Annotated in this window: 15 protein-coding genes and 1 tRNA gene; 13 read left to right on the forward strand and 3 right to left on the reverse strand. The window is 63.3% G+C overall.

Features of this window, described 5'->3' with window-relative positions; all coding sequences use genetic code 11:
• Together IVA96_RS08480 and IVA96_RS08485 are read right to left on the reverse strand one after the other, a co-directional pair.
• Positions 1-226, reverse strand: a 226-nt coding sequence (locus IVA96_RS08480) for an IS110 family transposase (protein WP_247416820.1), incomplete at its 3' end; no start/stop codon positions are given.
• Positions 227-937: 711 nt separating this feature from the next.
• Entirely contained in the window at positions 938-1,723 is a 786-nt protein-coding gene (locus IVA96_RS08485) for an SDR family oxidoreductase (RefSeq protein ID WP_247279350.1), read from the reverse strand.
• A 133-nt stretch (positions 1,724-1,856) separates the two neighbouring features.
• Between IVA96_RS08485 and IVA96_RS08490 the strand changes: the two genes are divergently transcribed.
• On the forward strand, positions 1,857-2,555 hold the full coding sequence (locus tag IVA96_RS08490) for a histidine phosphatase family protein (RefSeq protein WP_247279351.1): 699 nt from the start codon (positions 1,857-1,859) through the stop codon (positions 2,553-2,555).
• A gap of 70 nt (positions 2,556-2,625) precedes the next feature.
• Positions 2,626-3,393, forward strand: a complete 768-nt coding sequence (locus IVA96_RS08495; RefSeq protein WP_247279352.1) for an SDR family oxidoreductase — start codon at positions 2,626-2,628, stop codon at positions 3,391-3,393.
• A 116-nt stretch (positions 3,394-3,509) separates the two neighbouring features.
• Here IVA96_RS08495 and IVA96_RS08500 read toward each other — a convergent pair whose 3' ends face one another.
• Positions 3,510-4,733, reverse strand: a complete 1,224-nt coding sequence (locus IVA96_RS08500) for a serine hydrolase domain-containing protein (RefSeq protein WP_247279353.1) — start codon at positions 4,731-4,733, stop codon at positions 3,510-3,512.
• 150 nt (positions 4,734-4,883) lie between these two features.
• Here IVA96_RS08500 and IVA96_RS08505 point away from each other — a divergent pair.
• The 11 genes from IVA96_RS08505 (at position 4,884) to IVA96_RS08555 (ending at position 21,000) form a co-directional block, all read left to right on the forward strand.
• Positions 4,884-4,959 (forward strand) — tRNA-Trp (locus IVA96_RS08505).
• A gap of 259 nt (positions 4,960-5,218) precedes the next feature.
• Positions 5,219-5,410: a preprotein translocase subunit SecE gene (gene secE / locus IVA96_RS08510; protein ID WP_027564420.1), complete on the forward strand. Its 192-nt coding sequence runs from the start codon at positions 5,219-5,221 to the stop codon at positions 5,408-5,410.
• A complete protein-coding gene (nusG, locus tag IVA96_RS08515) occupies positions 5,410-5,964 on the forward strand; it encodes a transcription termination/antitermination protein NusG (protein ID WP_247279354.1) in 555 nt (184 codons plus the stop codon). Before secE ends, nusG begins: the two co-directional genes overlap by 1 nt.
• A 132-nt stretch (positions 5,965-6,096) precedes the next feature.
• A complete protein-coding gene (gene rplK, locus IVA96_RS08520) occupies positions 6,097-6,525 on the forward strand; it encodes a 50S ribosomal protein L11 (protein WP_012045056.1) in 429 nt (142 codons plus the stop codon).
• A 6-nt stretch (positions 6,526-6,531) separates the two neighbouring features.
• A complete protein-coding gene (rplA, locus tag IVA96_RS08525; RefSeq protein ID WP_018647230.1) occupies positions 6,532-7,224 on the forward strand; it encodes a 50S ribosomal protein L1 in 693 nt (230 codons plus the stop codon).
• Between the two features lie 106 nt (positions 7,225-7,330).
• Positions 7,331-8,284 carry a 2-hydroxyacid dehydrogenase gene (locus tag IVA96_RS08530; protein ID WP_247279355.1) on the forward strand — a complete coding sequence of 318 codons (954 nt, stop codon included), beginning with the start codon at positions 7,331-7,333 and terminating at the stop codon, positions 8,282-8,284.
• Between the two features lie 586 nt (positions 8,285-8,870).
• Positions 8,871-9,389 carry a 50S ribosomal protein L10 gene (rplJ, locus tag IVA96_RS08535; RefSeq protein WP_247279356.1) on the forward strand — a complete coding sequence of 173 codons (519 nt, stop codon included), beginning with the start codon at positions 8,871-8,873 and terminating at the stop codon, positions 9,387-9,389.
• A gap of 54 nt (positions 9,390-9,443) precedes the next feature.
• Positions 9,444-9,821 carry a 50S ribosomal protein L7/L12 gene (gene rplL, locus IVA96_RS08540; RefSeq protein WP_124157674.1) on the forward strand — a complete coding sequence of 126 codons (378 nt, stop codon included), beginning with the start codon at positions 9,444-9,446 and terminating at the stop codon, positions 9,819-9,821.
• 482 nt (positions 9,822-10,303) lie between these two features.
• Entirely contained in the window at positions 10,304-14,422 is a 4,119-nt protein-coding gene (gene rpoB, locus IVA96_RS08545; RefSeq protein WP_247279357.1) for a DNA-directed RNA polymerase subunit beta, read from the forward strand.
• A 128-nt stretch (positions 14,423-14,550) separates the two neighbouring features.
• Complete coding sequence (gene rpoC / locus IVA96_RS08550) at positions 14,551-18,747, forward strand: DNA-directed RNA polymerase subunit beta' (RefSeq protein ID WP_247416824.1); 4,197 nt, start codon at positions 14,551-14,553, stop codon at positions 18,745-18,747.
• 192 nt (positions 18,748-18,939) lie between these two features.
• On the forward strand, positions 18,940-21,000 hold the full coding sequence (locus IVA96_RS08555; RefSeq protein WP_247279359.1) for an FAD-dependent oxidoreductase: 2,061 nt from the start codon (positions 18,940-18,942) through the stop codon (positions 20,998-21,000).
• Positions 21,001-21,041: the final 41 nt, after the last annotated feature.

The raw sequence follows: 21,041 nt of genomic DNA on the forward strand, positions 1-21,041 counted from the left end.
CGATATCGGCCTCGCGCAGCGCCTTGACCCACTCTCGCTCATAGCCGCCGGACGCTTCCATCGCTGCTTTAGTGACCTTGTACTTGCGAAGCCAACGGATCAGCATTCGCCGTCCCTCTGCCGTGCTCGCGAACGTCCGCCGTTGCGACAATGATCGAATACACACATCCACCTTGTCCTTGGCCACGTCGATACCGGCGACAACAAGATCGTTTTGTGCCATCATCCAATCCCTTCCTTGCTCGGTCCGGGCTCGAAGCCCATGCAACTGTTCGGGTTGAGGAAGACCACCGGATCTGTCCCTCGCTCCCCGACAGGCTCACGGCCTTTGAGCGCGACCGGGCTCAGATCCAGCAACGGGCGGTTTTGCGAGAACCGCCCGTTTGCACATTCTGGCAGATTTCCCAGACACAAGAGCGCGCCATAAGCCGTTCCAACCATCCGCGCAGGGAAGGCCGGGATGTCTCCGGTTGCCCTGTTGTCCGCTATGCATGAAGCACACGCAATCTGCTCTTGGCATGGCGGCCCATGGGAGCCAACCGGCTCCCGGTCTTCCCTGCGCCCTCTTTCATGAGAGGGCAAGGCATCGAAGCAGAGCTCGGGCGAACAAGCCGCGAAGATGCGAAGGTGTGTCTGCAATTGAAAGCGAATTGAAAGCGCGATGCCATCACCCCACACTCCGTCATTGCGAGCGCAGCGAAGCAATCCAAAAATGTATCCGCGGATAGATTCTGGATTGCTTCGCTGCGCTCGCAATGACGATGTTGATACAGGCGCGCGACAAAACTCTCCGCTCGTGCCCTGGACGCAGCGCAGCGCTTCTTCAGCGGTGCGCTGCCGAGCCGGGGCCCATCCGCTAGTGCGGTGGCCTGCTGGGTCCCGGCTCTGCGCCACATCGCTTGCGCGCTGCGTCGCGTCCGGGACACGAGACCTTCAGTTAAACCGGCTTGCCCGTATACGGCATCGATGCCGTCAGGCCGCCGTCGACGGGGAATGCCTGACCATTCACGTACGAGGCCTCGTCGCTGGCCAAAAACAGTCCCATCGCCGCGAGCTCGTGCGGCTGGCCGGGGCGCTTGAGCGGGTTGAGCTGGCCGATCTTGTCTTGAGTGCCGCGCTCCTTGGCGCGGTCGAAGATCGGTTTGGTCATGCCGGTCTCGATCAGGCCGGGGCACACCGCGTTGATGCGCACGCCGGTGCCGGTGAGCGAATAGGCTGTGGTCTGCACCAGGCTGATCACGCCCGCCTTGCTCGCCGCATAGGGATGTCCGCTGGCGCCGGCCTTGAGGCCGGCGACGGACGCCGTCAGCACGATCGCGCCGGACTGTTGCTTGACCATGTGCGGCATCGCGTATTTCACCGCGAGGAACGGCCCGATGAGGTTGACGCGCAAAATCTCCTGCCAGTGCTCCACCGTCTGCTCGGCGAGCGGGATGAGCCCGCCCGAGATGCCGGCATTGGCCCAGATCACGTCGAGCCGGCCATGCGCCTTCACGGCCTTGTCGATCATTGCGATGACGTCCGTCTCGGAGCCGGCATCCGCGATCATGGCTTCCGCGATGCCACCGGCGTTCTTGATCTCCTCGACGGTCTCCTTCACCGCTTCGGTGCGATCGACGGCGATGAGCTTTGCGCCTTCCCTGGTGAAAAGCAGCGCAGCGGCGCGGCCGATGCCGCTGCCGGCGCCGGTGATGATGACGGATTTGCCTTGCAAGCGGCCCATGCGCTTCTCCCTTTGGCTCGCACGCGGCCCTTGCCGCGCGACGGAATTTCAAACAACATTTCAAACGGCAAAGTGTCTTGAGACACGTTCGCTACTGACGTACAGCGACATCACGCGGGATGGAAGGGTTTCGATGGCAGGCGCAGACAAGCCGAATGTGGTCACGACACGGTGGTGGTGGGTCCGGCACGCGCCGGTGCGCGATGACGGCGGCAACATCTACGGCCAGTCCGACATCGCCTGCGACATCAGCGACACCTATGTGTTCAACGCTGTTGCCAAGGTGCTGCCACGCAACGCAGTCTGGTATTCGAGCAATCTAATGCGCACACATCAGACGGCCGAGGCGATCTGGGCAACAGGCTTTCCACGGCCTGCGTCGATGAAATGGGAAGCGGATCTCGCCGAGCAGAATCTCGGCCGCTGGCAGGGCATGAACCGCGCCGAGTTCATCGCGAGCCGCCCCGTCGGCGCCAGCTGGTTCGCCGACATCAACGAGCCCGCGCCCGGCGGCGAAAGTTTCATGGACCTCTATAATCGCACGCGGCGCACCATCGAACGGATCAATGTGGAAGCGGCCGGGCAGGACATCATCGCGGTCGCGCATGGTGGCACCATCAAGGCGGCCGTAGGCCTTGCGCTCGGCGGCTTGCCGGAGCAGGGGCTCGCATTCGATATCGACAATTGCTCGGTGACGCGGCTCGATCATTTCGCAAGCCCCAAGCGCACGGTCTGGCGGTTGCCGATGGTGAACCAGCAGCCGTGGATCGCCGATGCTGCGCACGCAGCGATGCACCAGCCTGCGGGACCGGAAGTCAAGAAGCTTGCGTGAGCCGTTGTCCGGCCGCGCGGCTGCGGCGTAAGGTTCAAAGCCAAGTCAAATCATACTCTGGGAGAGAAACATGACCTTGTTCGACATGAAGGGGAAAGTTGCCGTCATCACCGGCTCGACCCGCGGCATCGGGCTCGCGATCGCCGAGCGTATGGCCGAGCACGGCGCTAAGGTGGTGATCTCCTCGCGCAAGGCCGACGTTTGCGAGCAGGTGGCCAATAGCATCAACGATAGATTCGGCAAGGGCACCGCGGTCGCGATCGCCGCCAACATCTCCTCGAAAGAGAATCTGCAAAACCTCGTCGACGAGAGCAACCGCGCTTTCGGCAAGATCGACGTGCTGGTCTGCAACGCGGCGTCGAACCCGTACTACGGTCCGCTCGCCGGCATCTCCGATGATCAGTTCAGAAAAATCCTCGACAACAACATCGTCGCCAACAATTGGCTGATCTCGATGGTGGTGCCGCAGATGATCGAGCGCAAGGACGGCTCGATCATCATCGTCTCGTCGATCGGCGGCCTCAAGGGCTCGACCATCCTCGGTGCCTACGCGATCTCGAAAGCCGCCGACATGCAGCTCGCGCGCAACCTCGCCTGCGAATACGGCAAGCACAATATCCGCGTGAACTGCATCGCGCCCGGCCTGATCAAGACCGACTTTGCGAAAGCGCTGTGGGACAATCCGGAGAATCTGAAAGCCTCGACCTCGCGCTCGCCTCTCTTGCGCATCGGCATGCCAGACGAGATCGCGGGCGCGGCGGTGTTCCTCGGCTCGAAGGCCGGCGACTTCATGACCGGGCAGACCATGGTGATCGACGGCGGCGCGACGATCAGTTGAGGCTTTGGCGTGATCCCGGGGCACGCGAAGCGTGAACCCGGGATCGCGAGATTCTCAGGTGCGCAATTGCGCACCATAGTTCGATGCTTTGCATCGCCCCGGAATGACCCTTCGGGTCACTCCACCGCCGCGTAAACCAGATCCCGCACCAGCGTACGCGTATAGTCGCGTTGGCCCGGGCCTTGGCTCATGAACACCGCGAACAGATCCTCCTTCGGATCGATCCAGAAGAACGTGCCCGCAATGCCGCTCCAGAAATACTGGCCGACGCTGCCGGGGAAGGGCGCGATGCCGGCCTCGCGGCGCACGGCAAAGCCGAGACCGAAGCCGTGGCCGGGCGACAGCAGCGTGCCATTTGTTGCAACATGCGGCCCGAGATGATCGGACGCCATCAGCTCCAGCGTCTTACGGCCGATGATCCTGTTGCCGTCGAGCGTGCCGCCGTTGCGCAGCATCAGGCAGAAGCGCGCATAATCCATCGTGGTCGAGACCAGCCCGCCACCGCCGGACTCCATCACCGGCTGCTCGAGCATGTTGAAGAGCGCGACCTTGTCGCCGGTCCAGGGATCGGCCGCGAACGGTTCGGCGAGGCGGCCGGAATTGGTCTCGGGCGTCGCAAAGCCGGTCTCGGCCATCTGCAAGGGCGCGAGGACGCGTTCGGCGAGGTACGCGCCGAGCGACTTGCCGCTGACGACTTCGACGATGCGGCCGAGGATGTCGGTGGAGCGGCTGTAGTTGAACTCGTCGCCGGGATGGCAGATCAACGGAAAGCTCGCCACCAGCGCGGCGTGCTCGGCATTGGTGATCTTGCGGCTGCGGACGCGGGACTCCTGGTAGAGCTTGTGCACCGGGCCGTCGCCCTGGTGCTCGTAGGTCAGGCCCGAGGTGTGACGGAGCAGGTCCTGCACCGTCATCGGCCGCCTCGGCGGAACCAGGTTGAGCCGGCCGCCGCTGACCACGCCGACCTTTTGCTCGGCGAACTCCGGAATGAACTTGGCGACCGCGTCGCTGAGAAGGAGATGGCCATCCTCGATCAGCGCCATGATAGCGACCGAGACAATCGGCTTGGTCATCGAGAAGATCCGGAAGATCGAATCGCGCGCCATCGGCGCCGCGCCCGTCGGGCTCTGCCGTCCCAGTGCCTCGAACCAGCCGATTTGGCCGCGGCGGGCCACCAGCACGGTGACGCCGAGAACGGTTCCCCTGTCGATCTCGCGCTTGAAGGCGTCCGACATGGCCTGGAGGCGGGGACGCGACAGCCCGAGCGTCTCGGGGCGGGCTTCCGGCAGAGGCGGGGTCTGCGGCGCGATCGTGGCGTGTTGGGCGGCTGTGGCGGTCATGGGCGCTCCCGGTTGCTCTTGATTATCTGGAATGGACTGTGGCCCCAAAACCCCGGCACAAACAAGCGAAGCCGGCGCGGTTCACCCTTGCAAACCGGCCGTCCCCTGTGCTTGAAAGCGGCCCTGATCCTAAGGCGACGCGGGGTCTGTAGGAGTGTAGCTCAATTGGTAGAGCACCGGTCTCCAAAACCGGGGGTCGCAGGTTCGAGCCCTGCCACTCCTGCCAGCAAAATCAATTAGGCGGCTCGATCCGCTCGCTTGCCGCGCAAGCCGTCCCCATATCTTGACCTTTGGCCCCATCCGCAGTATTTACCCCGCACTCGCAGCCGGCCCGTTAGACGCGGATTTCCGGCGCGGCTTTGAAATCCCCGAACAATCGAGCCCGGTTTCCGGCTCATCCTTCAGACGAGGGCTGGGCCAAAGGCGGCTGTTCGGATCCCTTTGAAATCAGTAGCCGTCTTGCGACGGACGTTGGACATCAAACGATGGCAGTCAGCCCGTTCAAGTTCTTGCAGGAAGTGCGCTCGGAGACCGCCAAGGTCACCTGGCCGACCCGTCGTGAGACCACGATCACCACCATCATGGTGTTCGTCATGGTTGCCGTGGCCTCGGTCTTCTTCTTCGCCGCCGACCAGATCATCCGTTACCTCATCACCTTCCTTCTGGGCATCCACTGATGGCAACAGCAACCGCTCAAGTGTCCGACAAGCGCTGGTACATCGTCCACGCCTATTCGAACTTCGAGAAGAAGGTCGCCGAATCGATCCGCGAGCAGGCCAAGCAGCGCGGGCTCGAGGAGCTGTTCGACCTGGTACTGGTGCCGACCGAGAAGGTCACGGAAGTGCGCCGCGGCCGCAAGATCGACGCCGAGCGCAAGTTCTTCCCCGGCTATGTGCTGGTGAAGATGAAGCTGACCGACGAGGCGTTCCATCTGATCAAGAACACGCCGAAGGTGACGGGATTCCTCGGCGCCGAGAACAAGCCGATGCCGATCTCGGAAGCCGAGGCCATGCGCATCCTGCATCAGGTGCAGGAGGGCGTGGAACGGCCGAAGGCGTCGGTCTCGTTCGAAATCGGCGAGAACGTGCGCGTGGCCGACGGCCCGTTCGCCTCGTTCTCGGGTGTGGTCGAGGAAATCGACGAGGCGCGCTCGCGCGTGAAGGTCGCGGTGTCGATCTTCGGCCGCGCCACGCCGGTCGAACTGGAATTCGGTCAGGTCGAGAAGGTCTGACCGGGTAGGCGTGAGACTTCGGTCTTGCGCAGCAAGAGGCCGTGGGAGGGAGAGGGCGGTTGCCAGCCGCATCCGACCCAGACCACGAACCTGAAACCGCCGGCGGACATGCCGGCACAACAGGAGTGATACATGGCAAAGAAAGTGACCGGATACCTGAAGCTTCAGGTCCCGGCCGGTGCGGCGAATCCTTCGCCCCCGATCGGTCCCGCGCTCGGTCAGCGCGGTCTCAACATCATGGAGTTCTGCAAGGCGTTCAACGCGCAGACCCAGAAGGAAGAGAAGAACACCCCAATCCCGGTGGTCATTACCATCTATGCGGACCGTTCCTTCACTTTCGAGATGAAGACGCCGCCGATGTCCTACTTCCTCAAGCAGGCCGCCAAGATTCAGTCCGGCTCGAAAGCACCGGGCCGTGACAAGGCGGGCAAGGTGACCAAGGCGCAGGTGCGCGAGATCGCCGAGAAGAAGATGAAGGACTTGAATTGCGACAGCATCGAATCGGCCATGAAGATGGTCGAGGGCTCCGCCCGTTCGATGGGTCTGGAAGTTGCGGGGTAAGCGGTCATGGCAATCGGAAAGCGTTTGAACAAAGCCCGCGAAGGCATTGATCGCGAAAAGCTTTACCCGCTCGCGGACGCGATCAAGATGGTCAAGGAACGCGCCAAGGCGAAGTTCGACGAGACCATCGAGGTCGCGATCAATCTCGGCGTCGATCCGCGTCACGCCGACCAGATGGTTCGCGGCGTCGTGACCCTGCCGAACGGCACCGGCCGTACGCTCCGCGTCGGCGTGTTCGCCCGTGGCGCCAAGGCCGACGAGGCAAAGGCGGCGGGTGCTGACGTCGTCGGCGCCGAGGACCTGGTCGAGAAGGTGCAGAACGGCTCGATCGATTTCGACCGCTGCATCGCCACCCCCGACATGATGCCGCTGGTCGGCCGCCTCGGTAAGGTGCTCGGCCCGCGCGGCCTGATGCCGAACCCGAAGATCGGCACGGTGACCATGGATGTCACCGGCGCGGTGAAGGGTGCCAAGGGTGGCTCGGTCGAGTTCCGTGTCGAGAAGGCCGGCATCCTGCAGGCCGGCGTCGGCAAGGCGTCGTTCTCCGAGGAGAAGCTGGTTGAGAACATCAAGGCCCTGGCAGACGCCGTCTCCAAGGCGAAGCCGGCCGGCTCCAAGGGCACCTACATCCAGCGCGTTGCGGTGTCCTCGACGATGGGCCCCGGCGTGAAGGTCGAGCCGGGCACCATCCTCGGCTAAGGCTTGCCTCGGCTGAGATTTGCAAATTGCATGAGGCGAGGGGCGGAATTGGGCAACCGATTCCGCCCCTCGTCGTTTGTGACCGCGTTCACGGGAAACAAGAACAATGGCTGACAAGGTCCTGATCTACTCCCGCTTTCCCAAGACGATGATGGTGCTTTTCGCCGAGCGCTTCGAACTGCTCGACACTGGCGGCAAGCCCGCGCGCGAGGTGTTTTCGGCCGACGAGCTCGGCGGCATCCGCGCGGTACTGACGGCAGGCGGCACCCCGCTGGGAGCGGAGGCGATGGACCTGTTTCCCAAGCTCGGTGCGATCGTCTGCTACGGCACCGGCTATGACGGCGTCGACTTGGAGGCGGCCGCCGCGCGCAACGTTGCGGTCGGCCACAGTCCGGGTGCCAACGCAGCTTCGGTCGCCGATATTGCGATGACCCTGATGCTGGCGACGACGCGGCGGATCCTGGCTGCCGACCAATATGTCCGCAGCGGCGATTGGGCGGCGTCAAAACCCTCGCCGATGATGCGGCCACAGACGGGCATGCCCGGCCGCCGCATCGGCGTCTACGGCATGGGTGAGATCGGCCGCAAGATCGCGGCGCGCTGCGCCGCTTTCGAGAGCGAAGTCGGCTATTTCAGCCGCACCAAATACGATTTGCCGTATCAATATTTCCCGTCGCTGGAAGGACTCGCCGACTGGTGCAGCGTGCTGATGATTGCGGTCCGGGCAGGGGCCGAGACCCAGCACGTCGTCAGCGCCGACATCCTGAGGCGCCTTGGCGCGGACGGGTATGTCATCAACATCTCCCGCGGCTCGGTCATCGACGAGAAGGCCCTGGTCGCGGCGCTGACCGACAAGACCATCGCCGGCGCCGGCCTCGACGTCTATGAGAGGGAACCGCACGCGCCCGACGCGCTAACCGCGCTGCCCAATGTGGTGCTCGCCCCCCATCTCGGCGGCCATACCCTCGAATCGCACGTCGCCATGCAGAATTGCGTGCTGGCCAACCTGACCGCGTTTTTCGATGGCAGGCCGCTGCCCTATGAGGTCAAAAAGGCCTGAATCGATCCTTCTCTGCCCTAATTGGTCAAACGCTTGCGGCAGCGGCTTGGAACTGGTGCGAATTTTGCTCTTGGCAAGCCGGCTCCGAGCGGTTAAAGAACCGCTTCCGGACGTGCCGGCCTCGGCTGGCGCGTTCGTGCTCGCATTCCGAAAACCCGACACGACAGGAGATCATTCCTTTCCAGGACGTCCGTAAGGATTTTCCGGACAAGGAAAGAGAGCCCGTCATTTGGTGGAATGCGGACAGAGGTCGGACGGTTCGCCGGCTGACCTTGTCCTGTCCAAGACTGCAGGCGTCCGCGGGGAATTTCGATTTCTCAACGGCTTAATCGCATGGCCTGCATAGACGGGTGAAGACCGGATTTCACTTCGCGCCCCAGCTTCAAAACTGGCTTCGCGAAACGGGGTCTGGTTCGGACCTCGACACGCCGTGGGCCTCATGGGCTCCCGGAGGGCAGGCTTTGAATTGTCGTCTTGCCCGGCGTGTCCGATGGGTTTGGCCCGGAGGTTCAGGTTTGGGCGGGACGATGGGTGCAACCCGGCGGTCCCGCTTCTCGCGATGACCGCCAACCGGAGAGAGCTTGCTGTGGAACGAGCGGCAAAAAAGGAAGCGGTCGAACAGCTCAACGAGGTCTTCAAGACCACGAGCGTCGCGATCGTTGCTCAATATTCCGGCCTCACCGTTGCCCAGATGCAGAAGCTGCGCACGCAGATGAAGCAGGCTGGCGCCTCGGTGAAGGTCTCGAAGAACCGTCTCGCCAAAATTGCTCTTGAAGGCACTGACGTCGTTGCCATCGGCCCCATGCTGAAGGGGCCGACCGTGATCGCGACTTCCAACGATCCGGTAGCGGCGCCAAAGGTCGCCATCGAATTCGCCAAGGCGAACGAAAAGTTCGTCATCGTCGGCGGCTCGATGGGCAAGACCGTCCTGAATGTCGACGGGGTGAAGGCGCTTGCCTCGCTGCCGTCGCTTGACGAACTGCGCGGCAAGATCGTCGGCCTCATCGTGGCCCCGGCGACCAAGCTCGCTCAGCTCGCCAACGCGCCCGCGGGCAAGCTCGCGCGCGTCATCCAGGCTCATGCCTCAAAGGGCGAAGCGGCCTGACACCCTTCGCAAAACTCAAACCCGAACCAGACTTACACGTAAGGAAACTGAACAATGGCTGACTTGCAGAAGATCGTTGACGACCTCTCGAGCCTCACCGTGCTCGAAGCTGCCGAACTCGCGAAGCTCCTCGAAGAGAAGTGGGGTGTTTCGGCTGCCGCGGCTGTCGCCGTGGCCGGCCCGGCCGCTGGCGGCGCCGCTGCCGCTCCGGCGGAAGAGAAGACCGAGTTCACGGTCGTTCTCGCCAGCGCTGGCGACAAGAAGATCGAGGTCATCAAGGAAGTCCGCGCCATCACCGGTCTCGGCCTGAAGGAAGCAAAGGACCTCGTCGAGGGTGCTCCCAAGCCGCTGAAGGAAGGCGTGAACAAGGAAGAAGCCGAGAAGATCAAGGCGCAGATCGAGAAGGCTGGCGCCAAGGTCGAGCTCAAGTAAGCGCAGCTTGCTGGTGAGGTCCCGGGCGAGCATCAGCGCGACCCGGGGTCTTGGTCCGCTCCTCATCGAAGGGGTGAGCCGGATGCAAAAGGCGTGCGACGGAACGTCCCGACGCAGGCCGAACACGAAAAAGTGTGGGGATTTGAGGGTTTACCCCTCGAATCTCCACTATTGTCGCCCCATATCGGGTCGGCAGCACGAAAGCGCGGTGGGCAGGGATGCCGGATTTCCCTGTAAGCCGTTGGGAGAGCAGGCTATTTCGGGCTTTTGCAGTCCGTGAAGACAATCGTTGTGACGGGCGGGCGCGCTTCTGCGCCCCGCGCGTCGTTTTGCGTTTTGAAGGTCTGAAGAACAGATTCAGGACATTCCCGCCTGAACTGAGCTTTTGGCCCCCAAGACGGGTTCGAAAAATTCAACCCGGGAGCGGCGGCAGCCGCGTTCCGGACGGCGCGCCCAAGCGGGCGACGAAATGAGAGGCCACGATGGCGCAGCAGACATTCACCGGTCGCAAACGCGTTCGCAAGTTCTTCGGACACATCAAGGAAGTCGCCGAGATGCCGAACCTCATCGAGGTTCAGAAGGCGTCGTATGACCAGTTCCTGATGGTCGACGAACCGCCGGGCGGCCGTCTTGACGAGGGTCTGCAGGCGGTGTTCCGCTCGGTGTTTCCGATCTCCGACTTCTCGGGCACCTCGATGCTGGAATTCGTCCGCTACGAGTTCGAGCAGCCGAAATACGACGTCGACGAGTGCCGCCAGCGCGGCATGACCTTCGCGGCTCCGCTCAAGGTAACGCTGCGCCTCATCGTATTCGATATCGACGAGGAGACCGGCGCGAAGTCGGTGAAGGACATCAAGGAGCAGGACGTCTACATGGGCGACATCCCGCTCATGACGATGAACGGCACCTTCATCGTCAACGGCACCGAGCGCGTCATCGTCTCGCAGATGCACCGTTCGCCCGGCGTGTTCTTCGACCACGACAAGGGCAAGACCCATTCCTCGGGCAAGCTGCTGTTCGCCGCCCGCGTGATCCCGTACCGCGGCTCCTGGCTCGACATCGAGTTCGACGCCAAGGACATCGTCTATGCGCGTATCGACCGTCGCCGCAAGATTCCGGTGACGTCGCTGATGTTCGCGCTCGGCCTCGACGGCGAGGCGATCCTGTCCACGTTCTACAAGAAGATCCTCTACAAGCGGACCAAGGAAGGCTGGCGCGTTCCGTTCGACGCCAATCGCTTCCGCGGCTACTCGACCGTCAACGATCTGATCGACGCGGATACCGGCAAGGTCGTGCTCGAGGCCGGCAAGAAGCTCACCGTCCGTGCCGCCCGCCAGTTCCAAGAGAAGGGGCTGAAGGCGCTGCGCATGGCCGATGAGGAACTGGTCGGCAACTACGTCGCCGAAGACCTCGTCAATCCGAAGACGGGCGAGATCCACGCTGAAGCCGGCGAGGAAATCACCGACAAGCTGATGAAGGCGCTCAACGAGCAGGGCTACAAGGAGCTGCCGCTGCTCGACATCGACCACGTCAATGTCGGCCCCTACATTCGCAACACGCTCTCGGCCGACAAGAACATGACGCGTGAGGACGCGCTGTTCGACATCTACCGTGTGATGCGTCCGGGCGAGCCGCCGACGCTGGAATCGGCGCAGGCCATGTTCCAGTCGCTGTTCTTCGACGCCGAGCGGTACGACCTCTCCGCGGTCGGCCGCGTCAAGATGAACATGCGCCTCGACCTCGATGCGCCCGATACTCAGCGTACCCTGCGCAAGGAAGACATCCTCTCCGTCATCAAGACGCTGGTGGATTTGCGCGACGGCAAGGGCGAGATCGACGACATCGACCATCTCGGCAACCGCCGCGTGCGTTCGGTCGGCGAGCTCATGGAGAACCAGTACCGCATCGGCCTCCTGCGCATGGAGCGCGCGATCAAGGAGCGCATGTCCTCGGTCGACATCGACACGGTGATGCCGCAGGACCTGATCAACGCCAAGCCGGCGGCCGCCGCCGTGCGCGAGTTCTTCGGCTCCTCGCAGCTCTCGCAGTTCATGGACCAGACCAACCCGCTCAGCGAGATCACCCACAAGCGACGCCTGTCGGCGCTCGGACCGGGCGGTCTGACCCGCGAGCGTGCCGGCTTCGAGGTGCGCGACGTGCATCCGACGCATTACGGCCGCATCTGCCCGATCGAGACGCCGGAAGGCCCGAACATCGGCCTGATCAACTCGCTCGCGACCTTCGCGCGCGTGAACAAGTACGGCTTCGTCGAGACGCCGTACCGCAAGGTCAAGGACGGCCGAGTCACCGACGAGGTCGTGTACCTCTCGGCGATGGAGGAGGGCCGCTACACGGTCGCGCAGGCCAACGTGCCGCTCGACCCGAAGGGCCGCTTCACCGAAGACCTCGTGGTCTGCCGTCACGCCGGCGAAGTCTTGCCGGTGACGCCTGACAAGGTCGACTACATGGACGTGTCGCCGAAGCAGCTCGTTTCGGTGGCCGCGGCGCTGATCCCGTTCCTCGAGAACGACGACGCCAACCGCGCGCTGATGGGCTCGAACATGCAGCGTCAGGCGGTGCCGCTGGTTCGCGCCGAGGCGCCGTTCGTCGGCACCGGCATGGAAGGCGTGGTTGCGCGTGACTCGGGTGCCGCGATCGCGGCGCGCCGTTCGGGCGTGATCGACCAGATCGACGCGACCCGCGTCGTCATCCGCGCCACCGAAGATCTCGATCCGACCAAGTCGGGCGTCGATATCTACCGGCTGATGAAGTATCAGCGCTCCAACCAGTCGACCTGCATCAACCAGCGTCCGCTGGTGAAGGTCGGCGACGTCGTCAAGAAGGGCGACATCATCGCCGACGGTCCCTCGACCGATCTCGGCGAGCTCGCTCTGGGGCGCAACGTGCTGGTCGCGTTCATGCCGTGGAACGGCTACAACTTCGAAGACTCGATCCTGCTCTCCGAACGGATCGTGAAGGAAGACGTCTTCACCTCGATCCACATCGAGGAGTTCGAGGTGATGGCCCGCGACACCAAGCTCGGGCCCGAGGAAATCACCCGCGACATTCCGAACGTCTCGGAAGAAGCGCTGAAGAACCTCGACGAAGCCGGTATCGTCTACATTGGTGCGGAAGTGCGCGCCGGCGACATCCTGGTGGGCAAGATCACGCCCAAGGGCGAAAGCCCGATGACGCCGGAAGAGAAGCTCCTGCGCGCCATCTTCGGCGAGAAGGCTTCCGACGTTCGCGACACCTCGCTGCGCGTTCCTCCGGGCGTGCAGGGCACCATCGTCGAAGTGCGCGTGTTCAACCGTCACGGCGTCGACAAGGACGAGCGTGCGCTGGCGATCGAGCGGGAAGAGATCGAGCGTCTGGCCAAGGACCGCGACGACGAGCAGGCGATCCTCGACCGCAACGTCTACAACCGTCTTGCCGAGCTGCTCGAAGGGCGGCAGGGCATCGCCGGTCCGAAGGGCTTCAAGAAGGACACCAAGATCACCCGTGCGGTGCTCGAGGAGTACCCGAAGTCGCAGTGGTGGCTGTTCGCTTCGCCGAACGACAAGCTGATGGCCGAGATCGAGGCCATGCGGAAGCAGTACGACGAGTCGAAGAAGGGGCTGGAACAGCGCTTCCTCGACAAGGTCGAGAAGCTTCAGCGCGGCGACGAATTGCCGCCCGGCGTGATGAAGATGGTCAAGGTCTTCGTCGCGGTGAAGCGCAAGATCCAGCCCGGCGACAAGATGGCCGGCCGCCACGGCAACAAGGGCGTGGTGTCCAAGATCGTGCCGATCGAGGACATGCCGTTCCTCGAAGACGGCACGCATGCCGACATCGTGCTCAATCCGCTGGGCGTGCCCTCGCGCATGAACGTCGGACAGATTCTCGAGACCCATCTCGGCTGGGCCTGTGCCGGCCTTGGCAAGCGGATCGGCCAGACGGTCGATGCTTACCTGTCGAAGCAGGACATCAAGCCGCTGAAGGAAACCTTGAAGAAGGTCTATGGCGAGGACGAGACGATCAAGTCGCTCAACGACAGCGAACTGATCGAGCTCGGCCACAATCTGAGCCGCGGCGTGCCGATTGCGACGCCGGTGTTCGACGGCGCCAAGGAAGCCGACATCGAGGAGATGCTGAAGCTCGCCGGTCTCGACGCTTCGGGGCAGTCGACCGTCTATGACGGCCGTACCGGCGATCCGTTCGATCGCAAGGTGACGGTCGGCTACATCTACATGCTCAAGCTGCACCATCTCGTCGACGACAAGATCCACGCGCGTTCGATCGGTCCGTACTCGCTCGTCACCCAGCAGCCACTGGGCGGCAAGGCGCAGTTCGGCGGCCAGCGCTTCGGCGAAATGGAGGTGTGGGCGCTCGAGGCTTACGGCGCGGCGTACACGCTCCAGGAGATGCTGACGGTGAAGTCGGACGACGTCGCCGGCCGCACCAAGGTGTACGAGGCGATCGTGCGCGGCGACGACACGTTCGAGGCCGGTATTCCGGAATCGTTCAACGTGCTGGTCAAGGAAATGCGCTCGCTCGGCCTCAACGTCGACCTGCACAACTCCAAGATGGGACCGGCGCCGACGTCGGAAGCGGCCGAGTAATTCGACCTGTCGTGCCCGGCCTTCGCGGCCGGGCATTGGCGCCCCGCCTGAGGCCTTGAGGGCAGGGCGCCCCGCTAAGTGATTTTCGAATTTGCGGCCGGAGGCGACCGGCACGCGAGGAGAAGACGATGAACCAAGAAATTATGAATCTCTTCAACCCGACGACGCCGGCTCAGGTCTTCGACCAGATCCGGATCTCGATCGCGTCTCCAGAGAAGATTCTGTCCTGGTCCTACGGCGAGATCAAGAAGCCGGAGACCATTAACTACCGTACCTTCAAGCCCGAGCGCGATGGCCTGTTCTGCGCCCGCATCTTCGGGCCGATCAAGGACTACGAGTGCTTGTGCGGCAAGTACAAGCGCATGAAGTACAAGGGCATCATCTGCGAGAAGTGCTCGGTCGAGGTCACGCTGTCGCGCGTCCGGCGCGAGCGCATGGGCCATATCGAGCTCGCAGCCCCCGTCGCCCACATCTGGTTCCTGAAGTCGCTGCCCTCGCGCATCGGCCTCCTGCTGGACATGACGCTGAAGGATCTCGAGCGGATCCTCTACTTCGAATATTACGTCGTGCTGGAGCCGGGCCTCACCGCGCTGAAGGACCGTCAGCTCTTGTCGGAAGACGAGTATCTGAAGGCGCAGGACGAGTACGGCCAGGATTCCTTCACCGCCATGATCGGCGCGGAAGCGATCCGTGAGCTGCTCAAGGGCATGGACCTCGAGAAGCTCGAGGCCTCGTTGCGCCTCGAGATGCAGGAGACCGACTCCGACATCAAGCACAAGAAGCTGGCCAAGCGCCTGAAGATCGTGGAAGCGTTCCGCCACTCCGGCAACAAGCCGGAATGGATGATCATGACCGTGGTCCCGGTGATCCCGCCGGACCTGCGTCCGCTGGTGCCGCTGGACGGCGGCCGCTTTGCGACCTCGGACCTCAACGACCTCTACCGCCGCGTCATCAACCGCAACAACCGCTTGAAGCGGCTGATGGAGCTGCGCGCGCCCGACATCATCATCCGCAACGAGAAGCGCATGCTTCAGGAAGCGGTCGATGCGCTGTTCGACAACGGCCGCCGCGGCCGCGTCATCACCGGTGCCAACAAGCGCCCGCTGAAGTCGCTCGCCGACATGCTCAAGGGCAAGCAGGGCCGCTTCCGTCAGAACCTGCTCGGTAAGCGCGTCGACTATTCGGGTCGTTCGGTGATCGTGGTCGGTCCCGAGCTGCGTCTGCATCAGTGCGGCCTGCCGAAGAAGATGGCGCTCGAGCTGTTCAAGCCGTTCATCTATTCGCGGCTTGACGCCAAGGGTCTGTCCACCACCGTGAAGCAGGCCAAGAAGCTGGTCGAGAAGGAGCGGCCCGAGGTCTGGGACATCCTGGACGAGGTGATCCGCGAGCATCCGGTGCTGCTCAACCGCGCACCGACGCTGCACCGCCTCGGCATCCAGGCGTTCGAGCCCGTGCTGATCGAGGGCAAGGCGATCCAGTTGCACCCGCTGGTCTGCTCCGCGTTCAACGCCGACTTCGACGGCGACCAGATGGCCGTGCACGTTCCGCTGTCGCTCGAAGCGCAGCTGGAAGCGCGCGTGCTGATGATGTCGACCAACAACATCCTGCATCCGGCGAACGGCCAGCCGATCATCGTGCCGTCGCAGGACATCGTGCTGGGTCTGTACTACGTCTCGATCATGCGCGAAGGCCTGCCCGGCGAGGGCAAGGTCTTCGGCGACATGGCCGAGCTCGAGCACGCGCTACACGCGAAGGTCATCCACCTCCACACCAAGATCAAGTACCGGTGGGAAGGCATGGACGAGACCGGCAAGGTCTCCAGGCGCTGGATCGAGACCACCGCCGGCCGCGTGATGCTGGGCAATCTGCTGCCGAAGAATCCGCGGATCTCGTACGAGATCATCAACAAGCTGATGACCAAGCGCGAGATCTCGGGCGTGATCGACCAGGTCTACCGTCATTGCGGCCAGAAGGAGACGGTGATCTTCTGCGACCGCATCATGGCGCTCGGCTTCTACAACGCGTTCAAGGCCGGCATCTCGTTCGGCAAGGACGACATGGTCGTGCCGCACGGCAAGTGGAAGATCGTCGATACCACCCGTACGCTGGCGAAGGATTTCGAGCAGCAGTACAACGACGGCCTGATCACTCATGGCGAGAAGTACAACAAGGTCGTCGACGCCTGGTCGAAGGCCACGGAAGAAATCGCCAAGGCGATGATGAAGGAGATCTCCGCCACCAAGAAGACGGCGAGCGGAGCCGACGCCGACATCAACTCGATCTACATGATGGCTCACTCCGGTGCCCGCGGTTCGCCGGCCCAGATGCGTCAGCTCGCCGGCATGCGCGGCCTGATGGCCAAGCCGTCGGGTGAGATCATCGAGACGCCGATCATCTCGAACTTCAAGGAAGGCCTCTCGGTGCTCGAGTACTTCAACTCGACCCACGGCGCCCGCAAGGGCCTCGCGGACACCGCGTTGAAGACCGCGAATTCCGGCTACCTGACCCGTCGTCTGGTCGACGTGGCGCAGGACTGCATCATCACGCAGAGCGATTGCGGCACCAAGCTCGGCATCAAGATGCGTGCCATCGTCGATGCCGGCACCGTGGTCGCCTCGCTTGGTTCGCGCATCCTCGGACGCACGGCCTGCGAAGACGTGCGTGACAGCTCGGGCAAGGTGATCATCAAGCGCGACACGCTGATGGAAGAGAGCCATCTGGATGCCATCCAGCAGGGTGGCGTGCAGGAGGTGAAGATCCGCTCGGCACTGACTTGCGAGCTCGTCAACGGCATCTGCGGCAAGTGCTACGGCCGCGACCTCGCCCGCGGCACGCCGGTCAATCACGGCGAAGCGGTCGGCGTCATCGCGGCGCAGTCCATCGGCGAGCCGGGCACCCAGCTCACCATGCGCACCTTCCACATTGGCGGTGCGGCGCAGCTCAACGAGCAGTCCTTCGTCGAAGCCAACTTCGACGGCAAGATCATGATCAGGAACAAGGCCATCGCCCGCAACAGCGAAGGTCACCTGATCGCGATGGTGCGCAACATGGTGGTGGCGATCGTCGATGCCGACGGTACCGAGCGTGCGACGCACCGTATCCAGTACGGCTCGCGCCTGCACGTCGACGAGGGCGACAACGTCAAGCGCGGCCAGCGCATCGTCGAGTGGGATCCCTATACCCGTCCGCTCCTCACCGAGGTCGAGGGCACCATCGGCTTCGAGGATCTGGTCGAAGGGCAGTCGATCTCGGAAACGCTGGACGAGGCCACCGGCATCGCCAAGCGCGTGGTCATCGACTGGCGTTCGACCCGCGGCGGTTCGGACCTGCGTCCGGCCATCGTGGTCAAGGGCAAGGACGGCAAGGTGCTCAAGCTCGCCCGTGGCGGCGATGCCCGCTACATGCTGTCGGTCGACGCCATTCTCTCGGTCGACATCGGAGCCAAGGTTCAGCCGGGCGACATCCTCGCCCGTATCTCGACCGAAAGCGCCAAGACGCGCGACATCACCGGCGGTCTGCCGCGGGTGGCGGAGCTGTTCGAGGCACGGCGTCCGAAGGATGCGGCGATCATCGCCGAGATCGCGGGCACCATCCGGTTCGGCCGCGACTACAAGAACAAGCGTCGCATCTCGATCGAGCCGATGGACAAGACCGAGGAGCCGCGCGAGTACCTGATCCCGAAGGGCAAGCACATCCACCTTCAGGACGGCGACGTCGTCGAAAAGGGCGACTTCATCGTGGAAGGCAACCCGGCGCCGCACGACATTCTGGCGATCAAGGGCATCGAGGAACTCGCGGCCTATCTGGTCAACGAGATCCAGGAGGTCTACCGGCTCCAGGGCGTGCTCATCAACGACAAGCACATCGAGGTGATTGTTCGCCAGATGCTCCAGAAGGTGGAAGTCACCGACCAGGGCGACACGGACATGATCTCGGGCGAGCAGGTCGACAAGATCGAGTTCGACGCGCTGAACGAGAAGGCCAGGGAAGAGGGCAAGAAGCCCGCCACGGGAACGCCGGTTCTGCTCGGCATCACCAAGGCCAGCCTCCAGACCCGCTCGTTCTTCTCGGCGGCCTCGTTCCAGGAGACCACCCGCGTCCTCACGGAAGCGGCGGTCAACGGCAAGATCGATCCGCTCGAAGGCCTCAAGGAGAACGTCATCGTCGGCCGGCTGATCCCGGCAGGCACCGGCGCCTCCATGGCCAAGATCCGCGAAGTCGCCATGAAGCGCGACAAGCTGATCCTGGACGAGCGCGAGAAGCAGGCGGCCGTCGTGTCGCCCGCCCCGGAAGCGGAGCCGATGGCGCTGCCGCCGGCGGAATGATGCTTCATCCGTAGGAATACCGAGGACAATGAAAAGGCCGGCTTTTGCCGGCCTTTTTGCTGCTTTCCATGTTTATTGCGATGCGGGATCAGCTCTTGTTCATCTTTCCTTCAGCCGCAAAAGCGCTTCTGCTAGGAGAGCTTAGGCCGGTGGTCCCGTGTCGGGGGCAGGGCCGGAGACCACGGAACTCACATGCTTGATCTTGCAATCGTAGGCGGCGGCCCCGGCGGGCTGATGAGCGCTTGGTATCTGAAGCGCAAGCTCGGCGACCTCTGCCGCGTCACCATCTTCGAGGCATCCGATCGGCTCGGCGGCAAGATCGTCACGCGCAAATTCGATTCTGCGCCCGCGATGTACGAGGCCGGCGTGGCCGAGATCTACGACTACTCGATGACCGGCCCCGATCCGCTGCGCGAACTGATCCAGCATTTCGGGCTTCAGACCATTCCGATGGATGCCGAGCAGGTCCAGTTCGGCGGCGAGCTCCTCAACGACGTCGCGGGCATGCGCCGCAAATATGGCGCCAAGACCGCGGCCGCGATCGAGGCATTCCGCAAGCGCTGTACCGAGGTGATGTCGCCGATCGAATATTACGAGGGCGTCGGCGCGCACGACAACGAGAACCCCTGGGCCTACAAGACCGCCGAGCAGGTCCTCGACGAGGAGGTCGAGGACGAGACGGCAAAGCGCTTCTTCAAGGTCATGGCGCGCTCGGACATTGCGACCGAGAGCCACAACACCAACGGCCTCAATGCGCTCAAGAACTATCTGATGGACGTCGACGGCTATATCGGCCTCTATTCCATCCAGAACGGCAACGAGCAACTGATCGAGTGCCTCCAGTCGGAAGTCAATGCCGACATCCAACTCAACCACCGGGTGCTCACCGTCGGCAAGGCGCCGACCGGTCGCTACCAGCTCAAGATGATGAACGGCAGGGGGCCCGAGACGCGCGATTTCGATCTCGTGCTGATGTGCCTGCCGCATTCCTGGCTCGCCACCGTCGGCTGGGAAGGCGAGCAGCTGCGCAAGTCGATGGTCAAGCACGTCTCATACTTCGACCGCCCCGCGCATTACCTGCGCGTCTCGATCCTGTTCGACGAGCCGTTCTGGGGCCAGAAGATTTCCGGCGCCTGGTTCATGTCGGAGGCCTTCGGCGGCTGCTGCGTCTACAATGAGGGCGCGCGCCACGACGTCGGCAAGCATGGCGTCTTGAACTGGCTCATTGCCGGCTCTGACGCGCTGGCCTTTGCCAATCTGTCGGACCAGGAGCTGATCGACGCGGCGCTGAAATCGCTGCCGGCATTCCTCGGCAACGCGCGTTCGCATTTTATGGAAGGCAAGATCCACCGCTGGCTGTCGTCGGTGAACGCGCTGCCGGGCGGTCTGCCGGTGCGCGACGTGATGACCAATCACCGGCCCGAGCCGAAGGAGCATCCCGGTATCGTCGTGGTCGGCGACTATCTGTTCGACTCGACGTTGAACGGTCTGCTCGACTCCTCGGATGCGGCGACCGACATCATCCTGACGGAGATGATGCGGCTGCGCCGCGAGCGCGCGCAGGAGGACAAGCCGCGCTCCGACAAGATCGACCGCAATTATTTCGAGAACTATCGCGGCCTCGGTCCCTATCACGAGGCGTGGCGCCACTTCACCGATCCCGATTATCTCACCAAGCTGGTCGGCATCGTCTGGGGCGAGCCGAGGGGCGCCAAGCTGCTGGTCGCGGGCTCCGCCAGCGGCGAACTGGTCGGTGCACTGCGCGATCGCGGCATCGATGCATGGGGAATCGAGAACAACCGCGCCATTCATGCCAAGACGCCGAAGGCACTGAAGAAGTTCAACAAGCTCGGCTCGATCACAGACATGCCGTTCAAGGACGGTGCGTTCGACTTCGTGTTCGAGACCAGCCTCTGCCACGTTTCCCCGAAACAGGTGGCCCGCGCGATCCGCGAGCTGAATCGTGTGGTCAAGACCGGCGTCGTGTTCGGCTCGATCACCTCGGACATGGCGCCGGCACTGATCGACCGCTACGACCTGCTGCGCGGGGTCAAGAAGCTCGGCACCTGGTGGGAATGGTCCGAACTGTTCTTCGGCAACGGCTTCGATCTGTCGATGCACCGCAAGGACTGCACCGATGCGCTCTGGGAGGCCACGCTCGCCGCCAACAAGGGGCCGGGCCAGTGGTATGCCGACGCTGACAGCTTGCGCTATTCCTTCTTCGACAAGGTCGAGGACGAGGACGACGACTAGCAAGCCGCGGCCCCCCCGAATTTGCCAATTGTTTGCCGAAT

The sequence above is a fragment of the Bradyrhizobium sp. 159 genome, assembly GCF_023073795.1.
Taxonomy (GTDB): Bacteria; Pseudomonadota; Alphaproteobacteria; order Rhizobiales; family Xanthobacteraceae; genus Bradyrhizobium.

Bases quoted from the DNA above. Each gene is read 5' to 3' on its own strand.
- IVA96_RS08485 (WP_247279350.1), bottom strand. From the start codon at position 1,723: ATGGGCCGCTTGCAAGGCAAATCCGTCATCATCACCGGCGCCGGCAGC.
- IVA96_RS08490 (WP_247279351.1), top strand. From the start codon at position 1,857: ATGGCAGGCGCAGACAAGCCGAATGTGGTCACGACACGGTGGTGGTGG.
- IVA96_RS08495 (WP_247279352.1), top strand. From the start codon at position 2,626: ATGACCTTGTTCGACATGAAGGGGAAAGTTGCCGTCATCACCGGCTCG.
- IVA96_RS08500 (WP_247279353.1), bottom strand. From the start codon at position 4,733: ATGACCGCCACAGCCGCCCAACACGCCACGATCGCGCCGCAGACCCCG.
- secE (WP_027564420.1), top strand. From the start codon at position 5,219: ATGGCAGTCAGCCCGTTCAAGTTCTTGCAGGAAGTGCGCTCGGAGACC.
- nusG (WP_247279354.1), top strand. From the start codon at position 5,410: ATGGCAACAGCAACCGCTCAAGTGTCCGACAAGCGCTGGTACATCGTC.
- rplK (WP_012045056.1), top strand. From the start codon at position 6,097: ATGGCAAAGAAAGTGACCGGATACCTGAAGCTTCAGGTCCCGGCCGGT.
- rplA (WP_018647230.1), top strand. From the start codon at position 6,532: ATGGCAATCGGAAAGCGTTTGAACAAAGCCCGCGAAGGCATTGATCGC.
- IVA96_RS08530 (WP_247279355.1), top strand. From the start codon at position 7,331: ATGGCTGACAAGGTCCTGATCTACTCCCGCTTTCCCAAGACGATGATG.
- rplL (WP_124157674.1), top strand. From the start codon at position 9,444: ATGGCTGACTTGCAGAAGATCGTTGACGACCTCTCGAGCCTCACCGTG.
- rpoB (WP_247279357.1), top strand. From the start codon at position 10,304: ATGGCGCAGCAGACATTCACCGGTCGCAAACGCGTTCGCAAGTTCTTC.
- rpoC (WP_247416824.1), top strand. From the start codon at position 14,551: ATGAACCAAGAAATTATGAATCTCTTCAACCCGACGACGCCGGCTCAG.
- IVA96_RS08555 (WP_247279359.1), top strand. From the start codon at position 18,940: ATGCTTGATCTTGCAATCGTAGGCGGCGGCCCCGGCGGGCTGATGAGC.